This is a genomic window from Polynucleobacter sp. 39-46-10 (assembly GCF_002282275.1).
In genome coordinates this window covers 1-12,947 of sequence record NZ_NCJB01000055.1, presented here as the reverse complement: position 1 = coordinate 12,947, position 12,947 = coordinate 1, and the positions used below count along the sequence as shown (strand labels likewise).

At 44.2% G+C, this 12,947-nt stretch carries 16 protein-coding genes and 1 pseudogene; 12 read left to right on the top strand and 5 right to left on the bottom strand.

The window, feature by feature from the left end:
- The 7 genes and pseudogenes from B7X71_RS06615 to B7X71_RS06585 all read left to right on the top strand — a co-directional run.
- Positions 1–97 (top strand): annotated as a pseudogene (locus tag B7X71_RS06615) (2-hydroxy-3-oxopropionate reductase); the annotation flags it as partial.
- Positions 98–121: 24 nt separating this feature from the next.
- Positions 122–2,956, top strand: coding sequence for a phosphoenolpyruvate carboxylase (ppc, locus tag B7X71_RS06610; protein ID WP_293596898.1), 2,835 nt, complete (start codon positions 122–124; stop codon positions 2,954–2,956).
- Positions 2,957–2,958: 2 nt separating this feature from the next.
- A complete protein-coding gene (locus B7X71_RS06605; RefSeq protein WP_293596897.1) occupies positions 2,959–4,266 on the top strand; it encodes a glycerate kinase in 1,308 nt (435 codons plus the stop codon).
- Between the two features lie 90 nt (positions 4,267–4,356).
- On the top strand, positions 4,357–5,163 hold the full coding sequence (locus B7X71_RS06600; protein ID WP_293596896.1) for a spermidine synthase: 807 nt from the start codon (positions 4,357–4,359) through the stop codon (positions 5,161–5,163).
- Between the two features lie 95 nt (positions 5,164–5,258).
- Positions 5,259–5,525 carry a DUF1488 family protein gene (locus tag B7X71_RS06595; protein WP_293596895.1) on the top strand — a complete coding sequence of 89 codons (267 nt, stop codon included), beginning with the start codon at positions 5,259–5,261 and terminating at the stop codon, positions 5,523–5,525.
- Between the two features lie 50 nt (positions 5,526–5,575).
- The gene (locus tag B7X71_RS06590; RefSeq protein ID WP_293596894.1) at positions 5,576–5,980 is read left to right on the top strand and encodes a translational machinery protein; all 405 of its coding nucleotides are present in this window, start codon (positions 5,576–5,578) and stop codon (positions 5,978–5,980) included.
- Between the two features lie 37 nt (positions 5,981–6,017).
- A complete protein-coding gene (locus tag B7X71_RS06585) occupies positions 6,018–6,473 on the top strand; it encodes an ion channel (protein WP_293596893.1) in 456 nt (151 codons plus the stop codon).
- 27 nt (positions 6,474–6,500) lie between these two features.
- Here B7X71_RS06585 and B7X71_RS06580 read toward each other — a convergent pair whose 3' ends face one another.
- Complete coding sequence (locus B7X71_RS06580; protein ID WP_293596892.1) at positions 6,501–7,382, bottom strand: transporter; 882 nt, start codon at positions 7,380–7,382, stop codon at positions 6,501–6,503.
- A 130-nt stretch (positions 7,383–7,512) separates the two neighbouring features.
- On the opposite strand from B7X71_RS06580, the gene B7X71_RS06575 reads away from it, so the two are divergent.
- Complete coding sequence (locus B7X71_RS06575; RefSeq protein ID WP_293596891.1) at positions 7,513–8,136, top strand: hypothetical protein; 624 nt, start codon at positions 7,513–7,515, stop codon at positions 8,134–8,136.
- 1 nt (position 8,137) lies between these two features.
- On the opposite strand, the gene B7X71_RS06570 is transcribed toward B7X71_RS06575, so the two are convergent.
- Positions 8,138–9,037, bottom strand: coding sequence for a histone deacetylase (locus B7X71_RS06570; RefSeq protein ID WP_293596890.1), 900 nt, complete (start codon positions 9,035–9,037; stop codon positions 8,138–8,140).
- Between the two features lie 57 nt (positions 9,038–9,094).
- Between B7X71_RS06570 and B7X71_RS17880 the strand changes: the two genes are divergently transcribed.
- Both B7X71_RS17880 and B7X71_RS06565 read left to right on the top strand, forming a co-directional pair.
- Positions 9,095–9,268, top strand: coding sequence for a DUF2256 domain-containing protein (locus B7X71_RS17880; protein ID WP_363926777.1), 174 nt, complete (start codon positions 9,095–9,097; stop codon positions 9,266–9,268).
- A gap of 8 nt (positions 9,269–9,276) precedes the next feature.
- A complete protein-coding gene (locus B7X71_RS06565) occupies positions 9,277–10,533 on the top strand; it encodes a DASH family cryptochrome (protein WP_293596889.1) in 1,257 nt (418 codons plus the stop codon).
- A 7-nt stretch (positions 10,534–10,540) separates the two neighbouring features.
- Here the strand turns inward: B7X71_RS06565 and B7X71_RS06560 are convergent, their stop codons facing one another.
- From B7X71_RS06560 to B7X71_RS06550, 3 genes are read right to left on the bottom strand one after another with little or no spacing between them, the layout of a single operon-like run.
- Positions 10,541–10,921 carry a DUF2237 domain-containing protein gene (locus B7X71_RS06560; protein ID WP_215375462.1) on the bottom strand — a complete coding sequence of 127 codons (381 nt, stop codon included), beginning with the start codon at positions 10,919–10,921 and terminating at the stop codon, positions 10,541–10,543.
- Positions 10,922–10,962: 41 nt separating this feature from the next.
- A complete protein-coding gene (locus tag B7X71_RS06555; RefSeq protein ID WP_293596888.1) occupies positions 10,963–11,547 on the bottom strand; it encodes a histidine phosphatase family protein in 585 nt (194 codons plus the stop codon).
- A 13-nt stretch (positions 11,548–11,560) separates the two neighbouring features.
- A complete protein-coding gene (locus B7X71_RS06550) occupies positions 11,561–12,256 on the bottom strand; it encodes an SDR family NAD(P)-dependent oxidoreductase (protein WP_293596887.1) in 696 nt (231 codons plus the stop codon).
- 59 nt (positions 12,257–12,315) lie between these two features.
- On the opposite strand from B7X71_RS06550, the gene B7X71_RS06545 reads away from it, so the two are divergent.
- Together B7X71_RS06545 and B7X71_RS06540 are read left to right on the top strand one after the other, a co-directional pair.
- Entirely contained in the window at positions 12,316–12,594 is a 279-nt protein-coding gene (locus B7X71_RS06545) for a TIGR03643 family protein (RefSeq protein WP_293596886.1), read from the top strand.
- On the top strand, positions 12,591–12,947 hold a 357-nt coding region (locus B7X71_RS06540), incomplete at its 3' end, for a DUF393 domain-containing protein (RefSeq protein ID WP_293600384.1). The genes B7X71_RS06545 and B7X71_RS06540, both read left to right, overlap by 4 nt.

Sequence of the window (12,947 nt, the reverse complement as noted above, 5' to 3'; positions counted from 1 at the left end):
CTCCTGTAGCGCTCACGGTGGCAAAGCCTGGGATCACTCCGCCATGGTGAGGGCGCTTGAAAAGATGGCGAACTTTGAAATTGGGCAGAAGGGTTAAGGGCTTATCACTCTCATCATAGGTATGCCCAGCTTGCATCATATTTTTCCTGAGATTGCCGCCCCTATTGTGAAGAGGTGTAGCAACCAAGAGCAATTCAACATTGAGGTAGATTTGTTGAATGGAATGTTGGGTGACGTCATTCGAATTCAGGAGGGTGACGGTATTCATGCTGTAGTTGAGGATCTTAGGAGATATTCAAAAGAGCTGTATTCAGAATCTCCGGAAAACTCTAAAGAAAACTTATTGAATGTTTTAAGGGGTCTATCCTCAGACGATATCAATACGGTATTACGTGCTTTAGCTTATTACAGCCACTTAGAAAATTTAGCTGAGGACCGCTACTTTGCCCGTCAGCTTGAGTTGGAAGACAGAATGGGTGAGTTTCAGAATGGAAGCATCAAACTCACCATTGATCGATTGCATTCAGCAGGCATTGATGATGAGGCGATAGTCAAATCCTTAAACGAGAGTTTTATTTCACCGATTTTGACGGCACACCCTACAGAGGTTCAGAGAAAAAGCATCTTGGATGCAGAGCGTTGTATTGCGCAATTGTTATCCGATCGCGAGCAGATTCAACTAGAGGCCCTATATGCTGGAGTCGACAGAGATTTTCTATTAGAGGAGCAGTTAGAGGCGAATGCCCTAAAAATTCAATCTCGAATTATTCAAATATGGCATACCCGGTTATTGCGCCGATCTACTTTGACGGTTGCCGATGAAATTGAGAATGTACTTTCGTATTACGAATTTACATTCTTAACTGAAATTCCAAAAATATATGCGCAGCTTGAACAATTGCTGAAAAAAGAGTTGCCTTCATCATTTTTGAGAATGGGTCAATGGATTGGTGGCGACCGAGATGGCAACCCTAATGTAGATGCTCGCAGTTTGGAATACGCAATGCGAAGCCATGGGAAGCTTATTTTTCAGCATTACCTTAAGGGAATTCAGTTTTTAACTAGGGAGCTATCTTTATCCGAGTTTTTAGTTGCTACGACCCCAGAGTTAAAGGCATTGGCAGAAAAATCATCCGATGGAAATGCTCATAGAGTTAATGAGCCATATCGCAAGGTTTTGGTTGGAATGCATCTTCGCCTTAGTGAAACCTTGCGTTACTTAATGGGTGGTGGCGATGATGAACGTAATAGTGCCGCAACAATTCGGTATATGACTCCTTCAGAGTTCATTGGTGATTTAGACGTGATTGCAAATTCACTTAAAGCATTCGCACCAAAAGCTCTGAATGATCTGCGCCTTACTTCGCTCATTCGGTCCGTTAAGGTATTCGGTTTTCACCTGGCAACCGTCGACTTGCGCCAGAGCTCAGATAAGCATGAGGAAGTCATTTCTGAGTTACTCAAGGCCGCTGAAATTGAACAAGATTATTTAAGCTTAGAGGAAGAGCAAAGGCAATCGATTCTAGTGGCAGCCCTAAATGATGCTCGCATGCTTAGGGTGCCTAACTTCCCATACAGTGAGCTCACTCAAGCAGAGCTGGAGATTTTTTCAGTCGCCAAGACCTTGAGAGAGCTCTATGGTGAGGAGGCCATTCGGCACTACATCATTAGTCATACTGAAACCGTTAGCGATCTTCTGGAAGTTTTGTTGTTGCAGAAAGAGAGTGGACTACTCAGCGGCACCCTAAAAAATTCTGCTCAGTGCCAACTTATTGTCTCTCCATTATTCGAGACTATCAAAGATTTACGAAACTCAAGTCAAATTATTCAAGACTTTTATGCCATTCCAGGCGTCTTGGAAATGATTAAGCGATCTGGTGCCGAGCAGGACATTGTTCTTGGCTATTCGGATAGCAACAAGGATGGAGGAATTTTTACCAGCAATTGGGAGCTTTACCGTGCTGAGCTCGCCTTGTCCGCAGTATTTAAGGATGGCGTTGGTCGGGGGATCCGACTCAGAATGGCTCATGGTAGAGGGGGCACTGTTGGACGTGGTGGTGGCCCAAGCTATGACGCTATTCTGGCTCAGCCTCAAGGTTCAGTTCAAGGTCAAATTCGCCTCACGGAGCAAGGCGAGGTTATTGGCTCAAAGTATTCCAACCCAAAGATAGGAAAACGAAATTTAGAGGTATTGCTATCGGCAACCCTGGAAGCTAGTTTGCTTTCTGAGGTGAGTCTATTACCGGTCGAGTTTCTAGATACGGCAAGTCTGCTATCAGAAAACAGCATGCGCGCATACCAGAGTCTAGTGTATGAAACGCCAGGTTTCGCAGAGTATTTTTTTACCGCCACCCCAATTCAAGAGATTGCCAAATTAAATCTTGGCTCAAGACCATCCTCTCGGAAGATAGGTATGAAGATTGATGATCTACGCGCAATTCCTTGGGGATTTAGTTGGGCTCAATGTCGCCTAACTTTGCCGGGCTGGTTCGGCTTGGGTTCTGCTATTGAGGCCTTAACTGAGAAGGCTGCAGACGGTAAGGCTGGTGAAACTATTTTACTGTTAAGGAGAATGTATGCAGAGTGGCCTTTTTTTACAACGTTGATCTCGAATATTGATATGGCTTTATCAAAAAGTGATCTGTCGATAGCGGATGCATATGGTGAGCTGGTCTTGGATCAAACAATACGACAAGAAATATTCTCAAGAATTCAGGCGGAGTGGCATAAAACAACCGCTGCTATAGAGTTAATTACAGGAAATAAAAAACGTTTGGCTAACGCGCCAGAGTTAGCAGAATCTATTCAGCGTCGCATGCCCTATATCTATCCGTTACATCATCTTCAAATTGAGTTAATTAAAAGTTGTCGTGAGGGCGATAACAATGAAGCTGCACAAAGAGGTATCCACATTTCTATTAATGGCATAGCTGCCGGACTACGCAATACGGGGTAAATATGAAAACTGAATTACAACAAGATCGCAATATTAATTTCTTAAAAGATATGTTTGATGTCGCCATTGAGGCCGCTAAACCAAACTTTGTAGCCTTAAGAGATTCTTTCCCGATTCCGCCAAAGGGAAGATTAATTGTGATTGGGGCAGGCAAGGCTTCAGGTTTAATGGCCAAGTCTTTTGAGGATGCTGCTAACCTATATTGGCGTCCAGAAGACTTTGTCAAAATTGAAGGTAGGGTGATAACGCGATATGGGCATGGAATTGCCTGCGAAAGAATTCAGGTTGTCGAGGCCGCCCATCCAGTGCCTGATGATGCAGGTGATAAGGAGGTACATGCCATGCTGAGTATGTTGTCTGATATTAAGCCAGATGATCACGTGATCTGCTTATTTTCTGGCGGGGGATCAGCTCTGATGCCTCTACCTGCAGATGGCATATCTTTAAATGACAAGAGGGATATTAACCGCCAACTATTGGCTTCAGGCGCAAATATTCATGAGATGAATTGTGTTCGAAAGCATTTATCTAAAGTTAAAGGTGGAAGATTGTTAGAGCTCTGCAAAGAAGCGAGGGTCACAACCTATCTTGTGTCCGATATTCCTGGGGATGATCCTGGAATTATTGCTAGTGGCCCAACTTTGCCGGATGCAACGACCTGCCAGAACGCATTAGAAATTATTGAGCGATACCAGATTACTATTTCAGACTCCATTAGAGAAAAATTACTCAACGGCGACTTGGAGACATTAAAGCCTTCCAATCAAATTTTCGCGCAATCGGCTCCTCCCATCGTCATGTCTTCGTCAAGTGATTTACTTAAGGCAGCTCAAGCTTATTCTCAGCTGAAAGGCATCAAGGCAATCATATTGTCCGATTCTCTAGAGGGCGAAGCAAAAGAAGTTGGTGAAACTATTGGTCAAATTGCAATGCAGATGTCAAAGTTGAAAAATGGACACACTGGGCCAATGTTATTGCTCAGTGGTGGAGAGACTACTGTCACTGGTTGCTCTTCAGGTCGTGGAGGAAGAAATACAGAATTTTTACTCAGTTTTGCTAATACGATTAAAGGGAAAAAGGGAATTTATGCCCTCTCTGCGGATAGTGACGGCATTGACGGGTCCGAGATTAGTGCAGGAGCAATTTATGGGCCCGATACTGCCAGACAAGCTAAATCTGCACGCCTCTCGCTGCTTGATGCTTTAAGACAACATAATTCAGCAGAGTTCTTTGAAAAAATTGGATCATTAATAGTGTCAGGACCCACCAGAACAAATGTGAATGACTTTCGCGAGGTATTGCTAACCTAATTTGAGGTACTAAGCATCTTGACCCTTATCATGGGGCATGATTCATTTATCTTGCGCCCCTAATTTTTCTGCTGTCATGGTGGACCGCTAATGACGGCTATTGGCACACCCAGCTTACATGCTTTGAAGATTGGTCTATCCAAGTTAAAGGAAAAGTTTGACGGTACACAAGGCGAGCCTTATATCGTCGAAAGTAATAAGTTCAAAGCACTCTATTTTGATAGCGAGTCCACACAAAGCCTGATGGATATTCAGGCCCCCATTCGGTTGGTGGTGAGCTATACCGAAACCATGATGGGTTTTCTACTTTTTCATCCCAATCCTAAAAGTATTGCCATGATTGGTTTAGGTGGAGGCTCACTTGCTAAGTATTGCCATCATTACTTGCCAGAATCATCTATTTTGGTTTTGGAAAATAATCCTAAAGTAATTGCACTTAAGGATAAGTTCCATGTTCCAGAAAATGGAATCCACTTTAAGGTGCTGGAAGCAGATGGCGCAGCTTATTTACGAGGTACTGAGGAAACATTTGATGTATTGCTGGTAGATGGTTATACCAAGCTAGGGCAGGCGGCTCAACTTTGTAGCGAAGATTTTTATGCTAGTTGCCTGGCATGCTTAAAGCCAGACGGTCTTTTGCTGATTAACTTTTCTGGTGCAGCGGGACTGAATCAGATTTATCAAGAGCGAATCGATCGAGTATTTGCTTACCCATCCGTGTTGGTGGTGGAAGATGATCGAATGAATCAAATTCTATTTGTGAGCAATGATTCGGTTCTCAATATCCCTGCCGAGGACCTTCTGAGGCGATCTACAGTCTTAAGCAAAAACCATGATATTCATTTGGCGAGAACCGCTCAAAACTTTTTGGCACAGCGAAAGATGGATGCACGCTAGCTAAGGGTAAAGTTTTTGATGTATATCAAGTACACTTTGCCCATAGGTTTCAAAATATTAATGTTATTTGATTATTTTTAATAAAGTGAGCCCCCATGAAACTTGAATTCGTTGGCCCTGCAGCCATTTTAGAAAATGGTGACGTCTCTTATCCAGCAATCCTAGATGGCAAAGCTCTTCAATGTAGCTTTAGTTATGAAGCACTTCAGGATTTGGATCCAGATGGCGTTGAAACAAATGCCATGCAATTGTTTAAAACGCATCAATTAAAGCTCCTTTCGATTGCTGAGCAAAAGATTTTGAACGGCCATGCTGTAGATGGTTCTGTGCACTTATTTAGCCATGATCTTATTTTGGATTAGTCATTTTTATTGTTTTTTACTACCCCGTTTTTTAATTAGAAAGAGAAAATATGTCATTTAATCACTCAGTAATTTGGATTGACCATCAAGAAGCGCATGTTATTTATTTCAACCCCACTGCAAGTGAGAGCGAAGTGATTAAGACAAGGTCTACCCATAAAAATATTCATCATAAAAGCGGGAATGTAAGTGGTGCCCATGCTGGACCAGATGAACATTATTTGCATGAAGTGATTCAAGCTGTCAAAGAATCCAAGGAGATTTTGATTGTTGGTCCAGGCTCAGCCAAATTAGAGCTGATGAAACATGCCACAAAACATGATCATTTGACGGCTGAAAAAGTAGTCGGCATTGAAACTGTGGATCATCCTACCGATGGACAGCTGCTCGCTTACGCAAAAAAATACTTTGCCAGAGTGGACGTCTTGAAAGGCGATACCGTTATCACTGGCTGATGAGAAATCCCCTTGAAAATGAGGGATAATTTCTTCTATGTTACTTATTACTGCCTTTGTGATTAATGGATCATTAGCTCTTGTGGCGATATTGATGCACTACGAGGCACTTTTTCAATTAGACAAAATCTTGCCTAAGGTGGCGCATATTGCCCCACGCTTTAGGGTTCTGATTGGAGTTGGTGCTATTTTTATGGCGCATGTTCTAGAGATTTGGCTTTTTGCCTTGGGTTACTTTTTTACCTTGCAGTTCCCCGTCATGGGTGGACTTGTTGGTGAGCTTTCAGGTCATGGCATCTTGCTAGACTGTGCCTATCTGTCTTTTGTCACGTTTACTACTTTAGGCTACGGTGAGATTGTGGCTCAGGGCTACTTGAGATACTTAACTGGAGTTGAAGCGCTTACTGGCTTCATCTTAATTACCTGGTCTGCCTCATTTCTATTTATTGAGATGCAGAAATACTGGACTGCTTACAAATCTAATCAGTATTAAGTAATGCTAATAAGTATTGTTTAGTAATTAAAACTCTTTCATGAGTCGGATAGCAAGTAAGCGCGTTTGAACAAAACCGTTTTTGATTTCCGTATCTCGACCATACTGCAAAGAGATTCTGCCAATTGGTGTGTGGGCTTGCCCGCTTAATAAGAATCTTTGTGTATTGGCAACGTTATTTTGATAGTTGTTATTAATTGATGTTGTGCCACCAGTTACGTAAAAGTAAGAGGCTGCCACGGTAAAGATCTCATTGATGCGATAAATTGGGCCAAGTTGCGTAGTGGTCAGGGGCTTTTGATTGAGTGATACATTGATTAACGAATTACAGGTGGCTGCACATTGACTATTGCCGCCAAACCACATAGTGTCTACCGCAATCATGCCATCCACATTGGAAGTGATCGGCGTTTGAAAGCCCATCTGTAGGTCCGTGCGAAAGCGATTCTCACCAACATTAAAGGCACGCTGACTGGAATAACTGCCAGTGGGACTAATAAGGTATCCTGCTAGGCCAAGGTAGGTTCTGATGGCTCTGTTGTGATACGGCCATATCGCTGTTGCAATAGTGAGATCACCAACCCCAGTATTTCCTGCTTGGCTTGCTAGTGAGCCCCCTGGTTGAATGGAGCCATAGGGTAGTTGAATAAAGCTGACCGCTGGCAGGCTGCCGAGATCATATGTTCTGGTGCCGCGAAAAATCGCACTCTGGGTATCAATAACGGCGCCACTTGAGGCAACACTTCCGTTTCTGTATAGCGTGTTGTTCTCGGTGTTCAGGTAACTCACTGTGACGTAATTTTTATTGGGTAGAGGGGCAACAATATCGTTTGGTTGCAAATCGATTGCCCACGTCATGAATGGTGTGAAAAAAGTAATTAAGAGAACGAAGAATCGAGCGTGATACATAGAGCTCGTATTTTATCTAGACCTGGATATAAAGGCGATGACTTTGGTGGGTATTTAGGATCATCGTGTGCCTTAATAGCTCTGTAAACCATATAAAATATGAAATTCATATCTATTCATTTAGGCTTGTATGCTATTGGTTTCAAGGTTATTGGTCGTCTTTTGTGCGCTCATTCTGGTCGGCTGTCAGTCTACTGGAGGTAAAGGGAAGCCTTTAACGGCCCAAGAAATCCTTCAGAAACGACAAGCTACGCTGACGATGTCTAAGACAGGTTTGGCTGCTTTGATCAAGCAAAATCCAGCTTTGAAAAAAGAGATCGAGGCTGCTCCGGGCTATGCTGTCTTCAATACGACCAACGTCAACGTTGTATTGCTAGTTCTTGCTAGAGGTGAGGGCGTGCTCTTCGATAAGCGTCGCCCCGAACCAGTATTTATGGAGGAAATGAAAACGGGCGAGGGGGTTGGCGCAGGTTATCAGGAGCAATACCAAGTAATTGCCTTTAAAAATACCGATGCCATTGATCAGTTTTTATTAACTTCTATTGATGGGCAGCGCGGTGGCATGGATGTTGATGCCAATTTCTCTGCGGGTTCTGGCGGAATTGTGCGCTCATTTAATCCCTATATTTCAATCTACACAGTGGGTTTATCTGGCTACGACCTGCAGGCGAACTATGGCGGCACGCTATATTTGGTAGACAAGCAGCTTAATGATGCAAAAACTCTGAATACTCTGCCAGCAAAGAAAAATTGATTTAAGAAAATTGTTGTTGGTATCGAAGTGAAGTTTGAATGGTTTGAAAATGAATATCCACGGTTGATTGAATTTCTTTGCCATAGCCGCCAGCCATGCTAAATGCAATTGGGATTTGGCGATCTAAGCCGTACTGAAAAACACATTCATCTCGCCTACGCATTCCCTCTTTGCTTACACTGAGTTTTCCCAGTCGATCTCCTTCATGTGGATCAGCGCCAGCTAGATAAATAATGAAATCAGGCTTGAATCTATCGAGCATTTCTAAGCCTTGATTCACAGCATTTAGGTAATCGTCATCCTCGCATCCATTGGGTAGTCCAATATCAAAATCACTTTGTTCTTTGGTGAATGGGAAATTATTTTCACCATGGATGGAGAGGGTAAATATTGAAGAATCGTTTTGCAAAATAGCTGCAGTGCCATTACCTTGGTGCACATCTAAATCCACAATGGCTACATTGAGTTTTGGATAAATTTCTTTTTGCAATACCCTTGCTGCAATTGCTGAATCATTAAACACGCAGAAGCCGCTACCCATATTGCGATAGGCGTGGTGTGTACCACCTGCAAGATTTGCTGCTAAGCCTTCATTTAAGGCGGCTTTGGAGGCTGCGATAGTAGCGCCAGCCGAGCGCCTAGAGCGCTCCACCATGAGCTCACTCCAAGGAAAGCCAATCTGCTGTTGCTCTTTTGGACTAAGGCTTCCTGAAATGACTTTGATTAGATAGTGGGGGTCATGGGCATAGAGAATCTGCGTATCCGAAGCAGCTGGTGCCTCCACAAGCTCGACTCCCTCTAGACTGTTGACGAGGTCTCGTAACTGATTGTACTTTTCCATCGGAAAGCGATGCCCCGGTGGAAGTGGTAAAACATAGTGGTCGGTATAAAAAGCTTTCAAGGGCTGTCTCAAGCATGTGGTATGCATGTGAGTCTATTCGTTTTTCTAAAGGTAGGTATGTCTCGATCTGAAAAAGTAGGTTTTAAGGGTAATAAATCTTTTTTGCCCAGCAAGACTTGCCTCGTCTGTGGCAAAGAGATGACCTGGCGTAAGTCTTGGGCTAAAAATTGGGATGAGGTCAAATATTGCTCTGATGCCTGCCGCTCGAAAAAATCTGGCAGCAAGACTTAGCGTAATCTATGAGTACATTGATTTACTGGTTTCGCAATGATTTGCGTTTAGCGGATAACCCGGCATTTACACAAGCTTGCTTAAATGCGGACCATCTTTTGCCGGTTTACATCCATGACTTAAAAGAGCAGGAAACAGTCTATGGCTTCAAGCGACAAGGGACTCATCAGCAGGCTTTCTTAAGGGCATCCTTGGATGACTTAGGGTCTCAGTTACGAGCACAGGGCTCAGACTTGCTGGAGTTTTCTGGTAGGTCAGCAGAAGTATTGCTGGGACTATTTCAAGTTTATGCTGCCGATGTAATCTACTGCGAACAAATCGAAGCGCCTGAAGAAATTGAGCAAGTGCGAATTTTGCAGAAGCAGGGTGTTGATGTTCAAGAGTTCTGGCAATCTAGCATGCTGGATCCCCAGACCTTCCCATTTGAGCTGGAAAAAATGCCTGATGTATTTACTGCATTTCGTCGTGAGGTTGAGAGGGCGCAATTGAAGTTTGCTAAGCCAATAGATGCTCCCCAGCGTATTCCTGAGCTGGCCTCAAGTTTGACTCAAAGCACAAGCCAGGGAATTTCTACCTCTTCATCATTCACTCACCCCTATTTACTAGGGGGATCCTGTCATGCGCAGGCCCACCTCGAGCAATATCTTGAGCGGCGTTTGCCTGATAGTTATAAGGAGACTCGTAATCAACTCATTGGAATGGATTACTCCAGTAAGTTTTCGGCATGGCTTGCCTTGGGCTGCCTCTCAGCGCGCGATATAGCAGCGCAATTAAGTGACTATGAGGATCGTTATGGCGCTAATGATGGTACTTATTGGCTTTGGTTTGAATTGCTATGGCGTGACTATTTCCGCTTTCTTCACTTTAAGTACGGTCAGAAGTTGTATTGGGCAGGTGGCTTAACAGGCGTGCCTGTAAAGCCATCCTATGCTACGAGCTTTGAGCAATGGCGTACCGGTAATACGGGCGCTGAACTAGTGGATGCAGGTATGCGCGAATTACATCAAAGCGGTTATCTCTCCAATCGGATGCGTCAGATTGTGGCAAGTTACTGGATATACGATATGCAGGGTGACTGGCGTGCTGGCGCAGCCTGGTTTGAATCCCAGTTAATAGATTATGACGTTTACAGTAATCAGGGTAATTGGCTGTATATCGCTGGACGCGGCACTGACCCTAGGGGAGGTAGACCCTTCAATGTGGCCAAGCAAACTCAAGACCACGATTCTCAGAGAATCTACCGCAAGCGTTGGCTCTCGTCTTAACAGGGTTTTATAACTGTTCCACAGCTGCGTATTGCTCTAGGACTTCTAGAGAGACTTTCTCCAAAGCTTTGATGTGGGTGCTTTCTAGCTTAATCATCGGCGCACAGTTGGCTTCTAGAGCTTCGATCCAGCGATTGAGACAGAGGCACCATTGATCACCTGCAATCAGCCCTGGAAACTGGTACTCCGGCCTTGGGGTAATCAGATCATTGCCGCGCTTAAGGCTAAATTGCAAAAAGTCATTGCTGACAATCGCACAAACCAAATGACTGCCTAGATCTTGTTCATTGGTTTTGCAGCAACCATCTCTAAAAAATCCTGTCAAAGGATCAAAGGAGCAGGGAACCAGTGGCTGGCCTAAAACATTTAGAGGTAATTCAGTCGACATGGATGCTCTTTAAGTAGTGATGAAGGGATGGATGAATGAAGTTATAGGCTGGTGGGACTGCGGTAGAGCTTGTGAGACACGGCTTGACCCGAGGAATTGACTTTGACTAAGACCATATCACCTGAGTTAACAACCTCGCCAACATAGGATTGAATGTTGACATGGTGGGTCACCATAATGATTGGTGCTTTTGGGTATTGAATACGCTCAGCCTGAATCAACTTTGCTAGATCTTCAGTCTGTTTTTTAGCCTGACTCATATCATCAAAGAAAGACCCAAGTGCCACCTCCTTTTTAACTGTACCCTTATTGAGAAGGGTTGCAGTGTCAACACAACGACACCAAGGGCTGCTGTAGACCTGTGCCTTAGAAATGCCTTGCTTTGATAGCCAATCTCCAGTGGCCTGAGATTGTTTCCTGCCACGCTCGCCTAGATTGCGTTGTGTAGAACATTGGCTTTGCTGGTAACCCTGAGGATCGCCATACCCAGGCGCATCAGCATGACGCATGAGTAAAACATGTTGACCATCTTGCATCGCGTTAGCGAACTCAGTTTGAGCGAGGGTAGTAGTTTGCACTCCGGCAAGCATGAGTAGCACAAGAAAAATATGGGAAAAATAGGTCATCTTGTGTTGTTAGCTACCAAGGTAGTCTTTCGCCAGAGTAAGTGATGAAGCTCCCTGAATCTTCTTTATTCAGGGAGAGAAGAACATTCAAAATATCGTTAGCAGCATCTAAGGGAGGTCGGCCAATTTGCTCACCCTTAAACGGTTTTGATAAGCGAGAGTTCACAGTCCCTGGATGGAGTGCCACCAGCGCGGTGTTTGGTTTGGTTCTGGAGAATTCAATTGATGCTGTCTTGATCAACATATTGAGTGCTGCCTTAGAGGCACGATAGCTATACCACCCGCCGAGGCGATTATCTTCAATGCTCCCGACCTTGGCGGAGAGTGTAGCCATGACGGATTGATTAGGATCCAGTAACTTAGAAAAGTACTTAATTGTTAATCCTGGACCGATGGCATTAATTTGCATCAACATCTGCAATTGCTCAGCATTGAGATCATCCAGTTTCTTTTCTGGCATCCAATCGCTAGAGTGCAATATCCCAGTGGTGTTAATGATTAACTGAAATGGCGCCTCTCCAGCTAGAGCCTTGGCTGCACGCTCAATCGTGCTGAGGTCTTGATAGTCAATTGGGCTGATAGAGTTTCGATGAATGCCAATGGCTGCCGAGCATGCTGGATCGCTATTCAGTAGCTCGAGAAAGGCCGACCCAATGGTTCCTGAGGAGCCAATGACAAGTGCGCGGAAGGGTATGGGGATTAATGGCATCAATAAAGGGGGTGAATGGAGTCTCAGCCAGTTTATTGAATAAGTCTTAAACTTGCTTGATGACAACGCGCCTACCCCAAACGCTATCAGAAGCTGATCTCTCGAGATTAATTGAGATGGCTTGGGAAGATCGCACACCTTTTGATGCTATTGAGGCTACTTTTGGGTACTCCGAGCCTCAAGTGATTGCTTTGATGAGAAAGCAACTTAAGCGTAACTCATTTGAATTGTGGCGTAAACGGGTAACGGGCAGGGCAACCAAGCACGTCGCTCTGCGTAGTAAGTTGGTCACTCGCGCTTACTGTGCAACTCAGTACAAGCAAAAATCAGCACCATGAAAAAGCTCACCATGTTTTATGATGGCCTTTGCCCTTTATGTCAGGCTGAGATTCAATTTCTGTCTGGGCGTAATCAAGCGGGCTTTCTGAGCTTTGTAGACATTAATTCAGATCAATATTCTCCTGAGAGTGTAGGTGTTTCCTGCAATCAAGCGCTGGCCTCTATGTGTGCGCAATACGATGATGGTGAGATGATTCAAGGTGTTGAAGTATTTTCCGCGGCCTATAGTCGCGCCAATCTACCTAAGCTTGCATGGCTTTTTTCTAGGCCTGCACTTATACCTGTTTGGAATGTGGGTTATCGATTCTTTGCAAAGCATCGCCATGCGATTTCAGCGCTACTAGGGCCGTTT

Bases quoted from the DNA above. Each gene is read 5' to 3' on its own strand.
- B7X71_RS06560 (WP_215375462.1), bottom strand. From the start codon at position 10,921: ATGTCGACTGAATTACCTCTAAATGTTTTAGGCCAGCCACTGGTTCCC.
- B7X71_RS06565 (WP_293596889.1), top strand. From the start codon at position 9,277: ATGAGTACATTGATTTACTGGTTTCGCAATGATTTGCGTTTAGCGGAT.
- B7X71_RS06605 (WP_293596897.1), top strand. From the start codon at position 2,959: ATGAAAACTGAATTACAACAAGATCGCAATATTAATTTCTTAAAAGAT.
- B7X71_RS06595 (WP_293596895.1), top strand. From the start codon at position 5,259: ATGAAACTTGAATTCGTTGGCCCTGCAGCCATTTTAGAAAATGGTGAC.
- B7X71_RS06580 (WP_293596892.1), bottom strand. From the start codon at position 7,382: ATGTATCACGCTCGATTCTTCGTTCTCTTAATTACTTTTTTCACACCA.
- B7X71_RS06590 (WP_293596894.1), top strand. From the start codon at position 5,576: ATGTCATTTAATCACTCAGTAATTTGGATTGACCATCAAGAAGCGCAT.
- B7X71_RS06545 (WP_293596886.1), top strand. From the start codon at position 12,316: ATGACAACGCGCCTACCCCAAACGCTATCAGAAGCTGATCTCTCGAGA.
- B7X71_RS06585 (WP_293596893.1), top strand. From the start codon at position 6,018: ATGTTACTTATTACTGCCTTTGTGATTAATGGATCATTAGCTCTTGTG.
- B7X71_RS06575 (WP_293596891.1), top strand. From the start codon at position 7,513: ATGCTATTGGTTTCAAGGTTATTGGTCGTCTTTTGTGCGCTCATTCTG.
- B7X71_RS06555 (WP_293596888.1), bottom strand. From the start codon at position 11,547: ATGACCTATTTTTCCCATATTTTTCTTGTGCTACTCATGCTTGCCGGA.
- B7X71_RS06600 (WP_293596896.1), top strand. From the start codon at position 4,357: ATGACGGCTATTGGCACACCCAGCTTACATGCTTTGAAGATTGGTCTA.
- B7X71_RS17880 (WP_363926777.1), top strand. From the start codon at position 9,095: ATGTCTCGATCTGAAAAAGTAGGTTTTAAGGGTAATAAATCTTTTTTG.
- ppc (WP_293596898.1), top strand. From the start codon at position 122: ATGCCCAGCTTGCATCATATTTTTCCTGAGATTGCCGCCCCTATTGTG.
- B7X71_RS06550 (WP_293596887.1), bottom strand. From the start codon at position 12,256: ATGCCATTAATCCCCATACCCTTCCGCGCACTTGTCATTGGCTCCTCA.